Annotated in this window: 11 protein-coding genes; 3 read left to right on the top strand and 8 right to left on the bottom strand. The window is 64.8% G+C overall.

Annotation, left to right across the window (positions count from 1 at the left end; genetic code table 11):
* Positions 1-3 precede the first annotated feature (3 nt).
* From gatB to ACFWEM_RS12420, 4 genes are all read right to left on the bottom strand, one after another.
* On the bottom strand, positions 4-1,515 hold the full coding sequence (gene gatB, locus ACFWEM_RS12405; protein ID WP_378533854.1) for an Asp-tRNA(Asn)/Glu-tRNA(Gln) amidotransferase subunit GatB: 1,512 nt from the start codon (positions 1,513-1,515) through the stop codon (positions 4-6).
* Between the two features lie 25 nt (positions 1,516-1,540).
* Positions 1,541-2,572 carry an ATP-dependent 6-phosphofructokinase gene (locus ACFWEM_RS12410; RefSeq protein ID WP_283303701.1) on the bottom strand — a complete coding sequence of 344 codons (1,032 nt, stop codon included), beginning with the start codon at positions 2,570-2,572 and terminating at the stop codon, positions 1,541-1,543.
* 115 nt (positions 2,573-2,687) lie between these two features.
* Complete coding sequence (locus tag ACFWEM_RS12415; RefSeq protein ID WP_007729374.1) at positions 2,688-3,350, bottom strand: response regulator transcription factor; 663 nt, start codon at positions 3,348-3,350, stop codon at positions 2,688-2,690.
* Between the two features lie 9 nt (positions 3,351-3,359).
* On the bottom strand, positions 3,360-4,634 hold the full coding sequence (locus ACFWEM_RS12420; protein WP_378533856.1) for a sensor histidine kinase: 1,275 nt from the start codon (positions 4,632-4,634) through the stop codon (positions 3,360-3,362).
* A 164-nt stretch (positions 4,635-4,798) separates the two neighbouring features.
* On the opposite strand from ACFWEM_RS12420, the gene ACFWEM_RS12425 reads away from it, so the two are divergent.
* Together ACFWEM_RS12425 and ACFWEM_RS12430 are read left to right on the top strand one after the other, a co-directional pair.
* On the top strand, positions 4,799-5,473 hold the full coding sequence (locus ACFWEM_RS12425; RefSeq protein ID WP_378533859.1) for a hypothetical protein: 675 nt from the start codon (positions 4,799-4,801) through the stop codon (positions 5,471-5,473).
* Positions 5,470-6,858, top strand: coding sequence for an alpha/beta-hydrolase family protein (locus tag ACFWEM_RS12430; RefSeq protein ID WP_378533861.1), 1,389 nt, complete (start codon positions 5,470-5,472; stop codon positions 6,856-6,858). The genes ACFWEM_RS12425 and ACFWEM_RS12430 overlap by 4 nt, the downstream gene beginning before the upstream one ends.
* Positions 6,859-6,915: 57 nt before the next feature.
* Here the strand turns inward: ACFWEM_RS12430 and gatA are convergent, their stop codons facing one another.
* Positions 6,916-8,394, bottom strand: coding sequence for an Asp-tRNA(Asn)/Glu-tRNA(Gln) amidotransferase subunit GatA (gatA, locus tag ACFWEM_RS12435; RefSeq protein ID WP_283303696.1), 1,479 nt, complete (start codon positions 8,392-8,394; stop codon positions 6,916-6,918).
* A complete protein-coding gene (gatC, locus tag ACFWEM_RS12440) occupies positions 8,391-8,690 on the bottom strand; it encodes an Asp-tRNA(Asn)/Glu-tRNA(Gln) amidotransferase subunit GatC (protein WP_003944747.1) in 300 nt (99 codons plus the stop codon). The genes gatA and gatC overlap by 4 nt, the downstream gene beginning before the upstream one ends.
* A gap of 278 nt (positions 8,691-8,968) precedes the next feature.
* On the opposite strand from gatC, the gene ACFWEM_RS12445 reads away from it, so the two are divergent.
* Positions 8,969-9,619 (top strand): amino acid-binding protein, encoded by a 651-nt coding sequence (locus tag ACFWEM_RS12445; protein WP_378533863.1) that lies wholly within the window; start codon positions 8,969-8,971, stop codon positions 9,617-9,619.
* 13 nt (positions 9,620-9,632) lie between these two features.
* On the opposite strand, the gene ACFWEM_RS12450 is transcribed toward ACFWEM_RS12445, so the two are convergent.
* Both ACFWEM_RS12450 and ligA read right to left on the bottom strand, forming a co-directional pair.
* Positions 9,633-10,121 carry a GNAT family N-acetyltransferase gene (locus ACFWEM_RS12450; RefSeq protein ID WP_230812805.1) on the bottom strand — a complete coding sequence of 163 codons (489 nt, stop codon included), beginning with the start codon at positions 10,119-10,121 and terminating at the stop codon, positions 9,633-9,635.
* A 47-nt stretch (positions 10,122-10,168) separates the two neighbouring features.
* Positions 10,169-12,250 carry an NAD-dependent DNA ligase LigA gene (gene ligA, locus ACFWEM_RS12455; protein ID WP_378534551.1) on the bottom strand — a complete coding sequence of 694 codons (2,082 nt, stop codon included), beginning with the start codon at positions 12,248-12,250 and terminating at the stop codon, positions 10,169-10,171.
* Positions 12,251-12,278 lie beyond the last annotated feature (28 nt).

The following is a 12,278-nucleotide window of genomic DNA, read 5'->3' on the forward strand; positions in this document are numbered from 1 at the left end:
GGATTAGCTGCACGCCTCGATGACAAGTTCCTTCACACGAGCCGCGTCTGCCTGCCCACGGGTGGCCTTCATGACGTCGCCGACGATCTTTCCGGCGGCCTGCACCTTGCCACTGCGGATCTTGTCCGCGATGTCGGGGTTGGCTGCGAGCGCTTCGTCGACGGCTGCCTTGAGCTTGGTTTCGTCACGTTCGACGACCAACTCCGGGTGCGCCGCGACAACCTGCTCCGGATCACCTTCGCCGTCGAGGACGTGATCGACGACCTGGCGAGCGACCTTGTTGTTGAGCTTGCCGCTGTCGATGAGAGCGACGACCTGCGCAACCTGCGCCGGGGTGATCGGCAGAGCACCGAGTTCGACGCCACGGGTGTTGGCCTGCTGTGACAGGTAGGACAGCCACCACGACCGCGCTGCCTCGGGCGACGCACCGGCCTCGGTGGTCGCGATCACCAGATCGATGGCACCGGCATTGACGAGGTCGCGCATGACCTCGTCGGAGATTCCCCAGTCCTTCTGGATCCGCGCGCGGCGAATCCAGGGAAGCTCCGGCAAGGTGCCGCGCAGTTCTTCCACCCACTCGGCGCTCGGGGCAACAGGCTCGAGATCGGGCTCCGGGAAGTAGCGGTAGTCCTCGGCCGTTTCCTTACGGCGTCCGGCGGCGGTGGTGCCGTCGGCTTCCTGGAAATGACGGGTCTCCTGGATGACCTCACCGCCGGCGTCGAGAACTGCTGCCTGACGGCGCATTTCGTAGCGAACCGCGACCTCGACACTTTTGAGGGAGTTGACGTTCTTGGTCTCGGTACGCGTTCCGAGTTCCTCGGCGCCGATCGGCATCAGCGAAATGTTGGCGTCGCAACGCATCGATCCCTGATCCATCCGCACGTCGGAGACGTCGAGGGACTTCAGCAGATCACGAAGCGCCGTCACGTAGGCACGGGCAACCTCGGGAGCGCGCTCGCCGGCACCGTGGATGGTCTTGGTGACGATCTCGACCAGCGGCACACCGGCACGGTTGTAGTCGAGTAGTGAGTGGCTTGCGCCGTGGATACGGCCGGTAGCACCGCCGACATGGAGGGACTTTCCGGTGTCCTCTTCCATGTGCGCGCGCTCGATGTCGACACGCCACGTCGTGCCGTCGTCGAGGATCACGTCGAGGTAGCCCTCGGTTGCGATCGGCTCGTCGTACTGGGAGATCTGGTAGTTCTTCGGCTGATCCGGGTAGAAGTAGTTCTTACGCGCGAATCGACCCCACGGTGTGATGGAGCAGTTGAGCGCAAGGCCGATCCGGATCGCGGATTCGACAGCAGCTGCGTTCACCACCGGCAACGAACCGGGCATGCCCAGACAGACCGGGCACACCTGGGTATTGGGTTCGGCACCGAACTCGGTGGGGCACGGGCAGAACATCTTGGTCGCGGTGCCGAGTTCTACGTGCACCTCCATACCCATCACAGGCTCGTACTTGGTCAGTACTTCGTCGTAATCGAGGATGTCGGGCGCATCGACAGCAGTCATGGTGATCAGTTTATGCGTCTGCGGCTCAGCCGAAGAATGCGGCTGCCTCCTCGTAGCGCTCCTTGGGCACCGTCTTGAGTTTGCGGGTCGCCTCGGCGAGCGGAACGAGGTCGATGGACGTTCCGTGCAAGGCGACCATCTGACCGAAATCTCCGCGGTGAGCTGCGTCGGTGGCATGTACGCCGAAGCGGGTGGCGAGGATGCGGTCGTGCGGCGTCGGGGTGCCGCCGCGCTGAATGTGCCCGAGGACGGTGGTGCGAACTTCCTTGCCGATCCGACGCTCGATCTCGTTGCCGAGCTGCTGCGCGACTCCGGTGAAGATCTTGTGGCCGAACTCGTCGATGCCACCTTCGCGCAGAGTCATCGACGCGGGATCGGGCATCGCACCTTCGGCGACGACGCAGATGAAGTGGGAGTCACCGCGCTGGAAGCGCTTCTTGACCATCGCGCACACCTCGTCGACGTCGAACGGCTGTTCCGGAACCAGCGTCAGGTGTGCCCCCGACGCCAGTCCGGCTTGCAGCGCGATCCAGCCCGCGTGCCGGCCCATGACCTCGACGAGCATGACCCGCTGGTGTGATTCGGCCGTGGTGTGGAGTCTGTCGATGGCGTCGGTGGCGACGGCCAAGGCGGTGTCGAAACCGAAAGTCACGTCGGTGCAGTCGATGTCGTTGTCGATCGTCTTGGGCACGCCGATCACGGGCACGCCACTCTCGGAAAGCCAACTGGCCGCGGTGAGTGTGCCTTCGCCGCCGATCGGGATCAGGACGTCGATCCCGTTGTCGTCGAGGGTCTGCTTGATCTGATCGAGGCCCGCGCGCAGTTTGTCGGGGTTCACGCGAGCGGTGCCGAGGATCGTGCCGCCGCGAGTGAGGATGCGGTTGATGCGATCGTCCGCATCGAGAGGGACCTTGCGGTCCTCGAGAAGTCCTCGCCAGCCGTCCCGGAATCCGACCACGGTACTGCCGTAACGACCGGCCGACGTACGTACGACGGCGCGGATGACCGCGTTCAAGCCCGGGCAGTCGCCGCCGCCCGTGAGGATTCCGATTCGCATAGTGCAGCACCTCTCGTGACCGGATTGTGGATCTTGGTGTCCATCTTCCCCCAGTCACCGTATTGCCGCAGGATAGCGGCGTTGCCGAGCCGCAACGCCGCGCCGTACGGGATCGCTAACCTGGCGTGACGAGCCCGCTTTCGTACGCCAACACGACTGCCTGGGCGCGATCTCGTAGATCGAGCTTCGACAGCACCTTCCCGACATGGGTCTTGACGGTCTGCTCGGCGACGAACAGTCGCTCGGCGATCTCGACGTTGGACAATCCGCGGGCGATCAGTTCGAGGACCTCGCGCTCACGCGGGGTCAGGGCGTCGAGCGCTGCGGGCCGTGCGCGCGGGGCCGCCCGCCGGCTGGTCACATCGGCAATCAGCCGACGCGTCACCGTCGGCGCCAGCAAGGCCTGCCCTTCGGCGACCACGCGTACCGCCCGAATCAGTTCCTCGGCCGGTGCATCCTTGAGCATAAACCCACTCGCCCCGACGCTCAGGGCCTCGTAGACGTAGTCGTCGATGTCGAAAGTGGTGAGCATGAGGACTCGCACCGGCGGTTCCCATCCGGCGGACAGAATCTGGCGGGCAGCGTCGAGTCCGTTCATCTCGGGCATGCGAACATCCATCAACACCACATCCGGACGCAATCGCGCGACCTCGGCGACGGCGATCTTGCCGTCCGGCGCATCGCCGATCACGCTGATGTCGGGCTGGGCGGAGAGTAGGGCTCCGAACCCTTGTCGAACCATCGCCTGGTCGTCTGCGATGAATACTGTGATGGGCACTCGGACAGCCTAGGCGGGCATCGACGGCAACTCGGCCCGGACCTCGAACCCTCCGTCCTCGCGCCGGTTTGCCAACAGCATGCCGCCCACGGCCGAAGCCCGCTCACGCATTCCGCGTATTCCATTGCCACCAGTGGTTTCCGACACCGAGTGCTGATTGCCACCCAGTGGCGAAGGTCCGTTGTTCACGAGCGCGCTCACCGATTGCGGGCCGAACGCCACAGCGACCTCGATGGGTCCGCCAGGTGAATGCCTGGCCGCATTGGTGATCGACTCCTGAATTATCCGGTACAGCGCAAGTCCCGTGGATTCCGAGACGGACGCTCGATCTCCGTCGACTCGCCACGACACCGGAAGTCCGGCACGGGTACTGCCGAGCAGCAGTTCGTCCAACTGGTCGACGCCCGGTTGCGGGGCCGTCACCACAGAGTCACCATCGCTGCGCAGCACTCCGAGGAGACCACGAATCTCGTTGAGCGCGGCTCGCCCTGTCTCACTTATCGATTCGAATTCGGTCCGGATCTCCGGAGTGACGGCATCGAGTCGGTATGGCGCACTCTGCGCTTGCACGACCACCATCGACATGTGGTGGGCCACGATGTCGTGCAAGTCGCGGGCGATCCGCGCCTTCTCCTCGAGGATCGTTCGCCGAGTGCGTTCGAGTTCACTGACTTCCTCCTGCTTGGCCAACTGGCGGCGCGAGAGAACCAACCAGCGGATCAACAGGCAGAAGACCACCAGGGCACTCAGCCCGACAGCCCAACCCGCTCCGTCGCTTCCCGGGGCGTTGCCGAGGAAGAGCAGCACCGTGGCGATCCAGGCGACACCGACAACCTGAATGGGCGCTCGCAGGCTCACCGCGGCGAGCAAACACATCAGCACGATGATGTGGACGACCTGCCACGGATAGTCGTAACCGGGCGTGTTGTCGAACACCAACGGGATGATCAGCGCCGACACCGCCGACACCGCCCACCCCAACGGTGCGTTGATCCGGATCAGGACAAACGGAAAGGCGGCCAACGCGGCGACGAACGGCATGATCGGCGGCGAAACATGATGCGTCAGTTGCAGTGTCGGCCACGCGATCGCGTAGAGGATCAAGGTGACCGCGACTATGACGAAGTTCCAGAACTGACCGTGGGCCACGAAACGGGTTGCGCGGCGCACTTTCTCCGAATGCACTACCGCCCCGTCGAGGCCGGACAGCATCGACCCGGCAGTGGCGAATGTCGGTGCGGGCGCATCCGGTGCACCCCTGTTCTTCCTTCGGACCTTGATCACCCGTCAAGCCTATGAAGGCGAACCCCGAAAGTCCTCATACTGCAGAGTGAGATCCCCCTACCTCCGAGGTATCACAGGGGAGGGAATTCTCACCCGAATCGGCCTCGGAGAACCCCTCCACAGAGCGATGACCGCCAGGATTGTCCGTTCATAGCGTGAACGGCATGCGGATCACACGAGTGAAAGACCTCTCTCGAAGCGGCGGCACCTGGGCTGCCCTGGCCTTGGCGGCAACGGCGGCAATCATCGTCACTGCCGGATCGAGCGGCGCCGAGCCGCCGCGCACCGAGAACTCGAACGCATCCAGGGCGATCGCCACCGTGACTACCGCGGATGCCTCTGACGCTGTGACCACCATCCCGGCGGACTTTGCGGCATTCGCGGGCTACACCCCCACCGTCGTCGATGGATATCTCGCCAATCCTCACGGCGACTGCTCGTCGCCGGTCCCACTTCCCGACGAATTCGACTCGGCCTGCAAAGCGCACGATCTCGGCTACGACCTGCTCCGCTACGCGCATTCGCACGGAACTGAACTGGGGCCGTGGGCACGTCAGGTCCTCGACGGTCAGCTCGACGAGCGAATGCATGCCGCGTGTGAAGACCGCACGTCCTTTCTCTCACGAGGGTATTGCTTCGCGATGGCCGATGTAGCCGTCACAGCGGTGAACGGAAATTCTTGGCGCCAAAGCTATCTGACACCGGTCGCTGAATCAGGCTTCGGTTACGGCGCGGCCGGAGTCCTCGCTGTCTCCGCCCTCGGCTTCACCCTCGTGCGGTCGCGGCGTCTCGATCCGTCGAACGGGTTCTCCTACTCCCCGAAAGCGGTTGCAGCATGAGTGTTCTGAATGCGTCACGGACCCCTGCCCTCGCCCGAGTCGGGGCGCTCGCACTCCCCCGAGTGTCGACGAGCGTCGCCGTGGCAGCGATGTCCGCCATCTCACTTGCTCCCGGACTGCTGCCGAGATCAGCCGTGCTCCAGGGTGTGTTCAGCGGTCTGCTCGTCGCGGCCGGACTACTGGCGATGTGGGCGTTCTCCGCGGTTGCGCGTCGGCTCGTCTCTGATCGCGTGAAGGCCCGATTCGACGAACATCATTGGCGCATCAGCGCGTTGGGGTTGTCGACGGCCGCCACCGCGATTGCTGTCTTCGCCGCCTCCAGTTGGCAGAACTCGTTGCGAGCGGCGATGGGCGCACCGTCTGCCGGACTTCTCCACTGGGCGGAGGCGGGTTGCATTGCAGCACTGACCGCACTTGGCCTCTGGGGCATCGGGGTCGGAATTTCGAAGGCGCTGCGGTGGATGGGTTTCGCGCGGAGCGTGGGTGCACTGGTCATGGGAGTCCTCGGAGTGCAGTTGGTCGTCGGCCCCGTCGTGTGGAACGGCCTCGCCGATTCGTTCGACAAGTCGAACGCGTACATCGACACCGCTCTGACGCAGCCACTTTCGGCCTCCGTGTCAGGCAGCCCCGAATCTCTTATCTCCTGGACGTCGATGGGGGCGGAGGGACGCAAATTCGTCGCAGCAGGCGAAGACTCGGTGCGCGTCTACGCCGGTTTGGATTCCGCACCCGATGCCGCATCGCGTGCCGCTCTCGCCGTGAGTGAACTCGATCGCGTCGGTGGGTTTGCCCGCAACAGCGTCGTGGTGGCGGTTCCGACCGGCTCGGGGTGGATCGACACGCACGCAGTCGACGGTATCGAGCAACGGTTCGGCGGCGACGTCGCGATAGTCGGCCAGCAATACTCCGACGCACCCAGCTGGGCGACGTTCCTGTTCAGCCTGGACGAGGCCGAAGATTCAGCCACCGCTCTGTTCACTGCGGTGGGTACACACATCGCCTCGATGCCGACCGAAGAGCGACCGGACCTGTTCCTCTACGGACAGAGCCTGGGCGCCGTCGGGGGCAGTGCTGCGTTGATGGAGAAAAGCCCCACCACCGCGTGCGACGTGTTGTGGGCAGGTCCCCCGGCGGGCGCGACGCGGACGGAGGGCGCAACCGTCCTCGCGAACACGTCAGACCCGGTGGTGTGGTGGTCCCCCGCCCTCGCGACGCAGAAGCCGGACCTGAGCCGCGCCGTCCAGGACGCCCCGATCCCGCAGTGGATTCCAGGCGTCACGTTCTTGCAGACGACCGCAGACATGCTCGGTTCGCTCGGTGTTCCCGCCGGCCACGGTCATCGCTACGGAACCGATCAGGGGACGGCTTTGGGGACCTGCTCCTGAAACTGCTGTGCGCCTTTATTAACCGCGGGGGGTTAATAAAGGCGCACAGCAAACAGGTCAGACTGCAGTCGCGATCGGGCCGCGTGCAGCTTCGTAGGCGGCACCGACACGGTAAAGGCGCTCGTCAGCCATGGCGGGCGCCATGATCTGCAGGCCCACCGGCAAGTTGTCGTCCGCGGACAGACCCGAGGGCACCGACATCGCGCAGTGTCCGGCCAGGTTGGTCGGCAGCGTGCACAGGTCGGAGAGGTACATGGCCAGCGGATCGCCGACCTTCTCGCCCAACTTCCAGGGGGTGAACGGGCTGGTCGGCGAGACCAGTACGTCTACCTTCTCGTAGGCCTTGTCGAAATCGCGCGCGATGAGCGTGCGAACCTTGAGCGCCGAGCCGTAGTAGGCGTCGTAGTAGCCCGAGGACAGTGCGTAGGTACCGATCATGATGCGACGCTTGACCTCCGGGCCGAAACCGGCGGCACGAGTTGCGGCCATGACCTGGTCGGCACTCATGTTGCCTTCGTCGACACGCAGTCCGTAGCGCATGGCGTCGAAGCGAGCCAGGTTGGACGACACCTCACTCGGCAGCACCAGGTAGTACGACGCGAGCGCGTGCTCGAAGCTCGGGCACGAGACCTCGACAACCTCGGCGCCGAGAGCCTTGAGCTGCTCGACTGCGGCGTCGAAGGAGGCGATGACGCCGGGCTGGTAGCTGTCGGAGTGCAGTTCCTTGACAACACCGACCTTCACGCCGCGCAGGTCGCCGTTTGCACCTTCACGTGCTGCGGCAACCACCGGACGCACGGGGGCGTCGATGGAGGTGGAATCACGCGGATCGTGTCCGGCGATGACCTCGTGCAGCAGAGCGGTGTCGAGCACGGTGCGACCACAGGGGCCGCCCTGATCGAGCGAGGACGCGCACGCGACGAGTCCGAAGCGTGAGACGGTTCCGTACGTCGGCTTGGTTCCGACCGTCGCGGTGACCGCAGCCGGCTGACGGATCGAACCGCCGGTGTCGGTACCGATCGCCAGTGGAGCCTGACGAGACGCGAGTGCTGCCGCGCTGCCACCACCGGATCCGCCGGGGATGCGGGTGACGTCCCACGGGTTGCGCGTCGGACCGTAGGCGGAGTTCTCCGTCGAGGAGCCCATCGCAAATTCGTCGAGGTTCGTCTTGCCGAGAATCGGGATGCCGGCAGCGCGCAGCTTGGACGTCAGGGTCGCGTCGTACGGCGCAACCCAGCCTTCGAGAATCTTCGACGCACAGGTGGTCGGCATGTCCGTCGTGGTGAAGATGTCCTTCAACGCGATCGGAACACCGGCGAGTGCCGAAGCGGGTTCGTTTCCGCCTGCGAGCGAGTTGTCCACTGCTGCGGCAGCTTCGAGAGCCTGCTCGCCGGCGACGTGCAGGAATGCGTGGTACTCGGTGTCGACGGCAGCGATGCGGTCGAGATGCGCCTGCGTGACCTCTACCGAGGACACCTCACGCGAGTGGATCTTGCCGGCCAGCTCAGCGGCGTCCAGCGTGGTCAGATCGGTCATTCGCCCTCTCCAAGGATCTGCGGAACCGCAAAGCGATCCTGTTCGACTGCGGGTGCTCCGGACAATGCCTGCTCGGGGGTCAACCCGGGCACGATCACGTCGGGGCGCGTCACGTTGGTGACGGCATTGGGGTTCGCCATGGGCGGGACGTCGTCGGCCGCAACCTCGGTGACCACCTTGACGTGGTTGAGAATCGAATCCAACTGACCGGCGAACTCGTCGAGTTCGGCATCGGACAGGGCGAGTCTGGACAGCCGCGCGAGGTGCGCGACCTCGTCACGGGAGATGGCAGGCACCGCGGGGCCCCTTTCGGAAGAGGACGTGAACATTGCCGGTCCAGCCTAGTTCCTCACCGACACAGACCTGTAAGCACGCCTGCTGTGTCGACCGGTATGCACGCCCACTGTGTCCACCGCCACGTCGAATCCACCTCGTGTTTCGCTCGTGTGACAAGCATGTGCACCCGGTGTGACCCCGCCGCGGCGCCCACCAACGGGTGCTGAGCAAGTGCAAAGATGGGTGTGGCCCGGGTCGACGTGATCCGGGCGAGAACCGATCAGCGAAAGGCACGCACGTGTCGTACCTGCTTCGCGTCCAACTGCCCGACCGACCCGGTAGCCTCGGCGCTCTCGCCGTGGCACTCGGTTCCGTCGGCGCAGACATCCTCTCTCTCGACGTCGTGGAACGGGGCGACGGATTTGCCATCGACGACCTCGTGGTCGACGTCGAACCCGGCGCACTGCCCGACACTTTGATCACCGCTGCGGAGCATCTGCCCGACGTGCTGGTCGATTCGATCCGCCCCTACGCCGGGATTCTCGACACTCACCGCGAACTCGAGCTGATCGACTCCGTCGCCACCGCCAGAAACGATCGACTACAGGTTCTCGTCGACGGCGCGCCGCGTGTCCTCCGTGTCGGCTGGTGCGTCATCGCGGACATCGGCAAGCACGGGGCTTACCGTGTCGTCGGTAGCGCAGGCGCTCCGGAGACTCATGCGACCGATATTCCGTGGATGCCGCTGGACAAGCCCACCGCCCTCGACGGCGAGGCGGATTGGGTTCCGGACGTATGGCGCGACATGAACACCAGCCTCGCTGCCGCACCTCTCGGTTCCGGCAATCGAGTCCTCATGCTCGGCCGCCCCGGTGGACCCGAATTCCGCCCCTCGGAGATAGCCCGCCTCGGCTACCTTGCAGGAATCGTAGCGACGGTGCTGGGTTAGCCAGGCTGGATAGTCAGGCCAGACCGCGAACCATGACGGTCAGTTCCATGCCGCGAATGGGCTCCCACGCGCGCTCGGGATCCGGGACAAAACCGTTGCGGTCGTAGATACGACGCGCATCGACCATCTCGGGCTGCGTCGAAATGACCACCGAGTGATCGCCGCGATCGTAAGCGTCGGCGATCACTGCGCGAACCAATGCGGTTCCGGCGCCCGATCCTCGAGCTTGCGGAGAGACCGCGAGCATGCGGAATTCGAGTTCACCCTTCTGCGCGACGTCGGCGAAGGGCGTACCGGGCTCTGCGATCGTCAACGAACCCACGACCTGATCGCCGAGGACGGCAACCAGCACCCGCCCCTGCTCCACCCGAGTTGCGGTGTCGCGCAGGCGCTCCGCGTACGGGGATCCGTCGGCGACAAATCCGCCGCCCACGTACGACTGCACAGTCAGCTCACCGACGGTCTCGAACTCAGCCGGCAGAACTTCACGAATCTCGATCATGGCGTCACTATGGCACCCCACACGTCAATCTCAGAAATCGGACAAAGTCACTCTGCTGCGTCCAATTCGGTGGGAGCGACTGCATCCGGGCCATCTTCGAGCAACCGCCGGAAGCCGTCCTCGTCGAGCACCGGCACACCCAATTCGACGGCCTTGTCGTGCTTGGAACCGGGCGCTTCACCAACGACGACGAAGGCTGTCTTCTTCGACACCGAACCTGCCGCCTTGCCCCCGCGCACCAGAATCGCTTCCTTCGCCTGATCTCGCGAGTACGTCTCGAGCGAACCGGTGACGACGATCGAGAGACCCTCGAGATTGCGCGGAATCGAATCGTCTCGTTCGTCCTCCATGCGTACTCCGGCCGAAGCCCACTTGTCGACGATCTGCTGGTGCCAGTCGACGGAGAACCACTCCACGACCGCCGCCGCGATCGTGGATCCGACGCCGTCCACTGCAGCCAACTCGTCGACCGACGCTTCCCGAATGCGTTGCAACGAACCGAATTCGCCGGCCAACGCCCTGGCGGCAGTAGGGCCGACGTGCCGAATCGACAGTGCCACAAGCACTCTCCAGAGCGGCTTGTCCTTGGCCGAATCGAGATTGGCCAGCAAGCGTTTTCCGTTGGCGGACAGTGCTCCCGCATTGGTACGGAAGATCGGAACGTCGATCAGTTTCTCGGCGTCGAGGGAGAAGAGATCACCCTCGTCGCCGATGACCTTCGCTTCCAGCAGACCGGTCGCGGCCTCGTATCCGAGCACCTCGATGTCGAATGCCCCGCGACCGGCAACGTGGAACACGCGCTCGCGCAACTGCGCCGGGCAGTACTGCTGATTGGGGCATCGCACGTCGACGTCGCCCTCTTTTGCCGGTGCCAACAACGTGCCGCACTCGGGGCAGTGCGTCGGCATGACGAACTCGCGCTCGGTACCGTCGCGCACGTCTGCCACGGGCCCGAGGACCTCGGGGATAACGTCTCCGGCCTTACGCAACACCACGGTGTCGCCGATCAGCACACCCTTGCGCTTGACCTCGGATCCGTTGTGCAGCGTGGCCAAGGACACAGTGGAACCCGCCACCGTGACGGGTTCCATGTGCGCGAACGGCGTCACGCGTCCGGTGCGCCCGACGCTGACCCGGATGTCGAGGAGCTTGGTCGTGACCTCTTCCGGCGGGTACTTGTACGCGATCGCCCACCGCGGTGCGCGAGACGTGGTGCCCAGACGTCGATGCAACGACATCTCGTCAACCTTGACCACCAGGCCGTCGATCTCGTGCTCGACGTCGTGGCGATGTTCTCCCCAGTACTTCATCTTCTCGACCACGGCGTCGGCGCCGACCACCCGCGAGGTGTGCGTGGAGACCGGCAGACCCCAGGCGGCGAGGGCCACGTAGGCGTCGTACTGCGAAGCCGGATCGAAACCTTCCATGCGTCCGAACCCGTGGCAGATCATGCCGAGGCGGCGACGCGCGGTGACGGCCGGATTCTTCTGACGTAGGGAGCCCGCCGCGGAGTTGCGCGGATTGGCGAACGGCGCTTTGCCCTCCTCCACCAGCGAGGCATTGAGTGCCGCGAAGTCCTCGAGGCGGAAGAACACCTCACCGCGCACCTCGAGCAGGCTCGGAATCGGGTACTCGTCCGTGGCGGTGAGCCGCTCCGGGATGTCGTTGATCGTCAGGGCGTTGAGTGTGACCAGCTCGCCGGTGCGACCGTCGCCTCGGGTAGCGGCGCGCACGAGTTTGCCGTTCTCGTAGACGAGGTTGAGGGCGACGCCGTCGATCTTCACTTCGCACAGATAGTGCAGTTCGGGCCCGGTTTCCTGCTCCACCTTGGCGATCCATCCACGGAGCTCGGACTCGTCGAAGACGTTGTCGAGGCTGAGCATCCGCTCGAGGTGATCGACGGAGGTGAAGTCCGTCGCGAATCCGCCGCCGACCAGTTGCGTCGGAGAGTCGGGAGTCCGCAGATCCGGATACTGCTCTTCGAGAGCATTGAGCTGCCCGAGCAATGTGTCGAATGCACCGTCCGAAATGACGGGCGCATCACGAACGTAGTAGCGGAACTGATGCTGGCGTACCTCTTCGGCCAGCTCCGTCCACTGCTCGCGCGCCTCGTTGGGCGCTGGCTGCATTGCATCCGCGGTTTCAGTCACAGCTAGA

The organism is Rhodococcus sp. NPDC060176, from assembly GCF_042728675.1.
In the GTDB taxonomy this organism is placed as follows: Bacteria; Actinomycetota; Actinomycetes; order Mycobacteriales; family Mycobacteriaceae; genus Rhodococcus_F.

Bases quoted from the DNA above. Each gene is read 5' to 3' on its own strand.
- ACFWEM_RS12425 (WP_378533859.1), top strand. From the start codon at position 4,799: ATGCGGATCACACGAGTGAAAGACCTCTCTCGAAGCGGCGGCACCTGG.
- ligA (WP_378534551.1), bottom strand. From the start codon at position 12,250: ATGCAGCCAGCGCCCAACGAGGCGCGCGAGCAGTGGACGGAGCTGGCC.
- gatA (WP_283303696.1), bottom strand. From the start codon at position 8,394: ATGACCGATCTGACCACGCTGGACGCCGCTGAGCTGGCCGGCAAGATC.
- ACFWEM_RS12410 (WP_283303701.1), bottom strand. From the start codon at position 2,572: ATGCGAATCGGAATCCTCACGGGCGGCGGCGACTGCCCGGGCTTGAAC.
- gatB (WP_378533854.1), bottom strand. From the start codon at position 1,515: ATGACTGCTGTCGATGCGCCCGACATCCTCGATTACGACGAAGTACTG.
- ACFWEM_RS12430 (WP_378533861.1), top strand. From the start codon at position 5,470: ATGAGTGTTCTGAATGCGTCACGGACCCCTGCCCTCGCCCGAGTCGGG.
- ACFWEM_RS12450 (WP_230812805.1), bottom strand. From the start codon at position 10,121: ATGATCGAGATTCGTGAAGTTCTGCCGGCTGAGTTCGAGACCGTCGGT.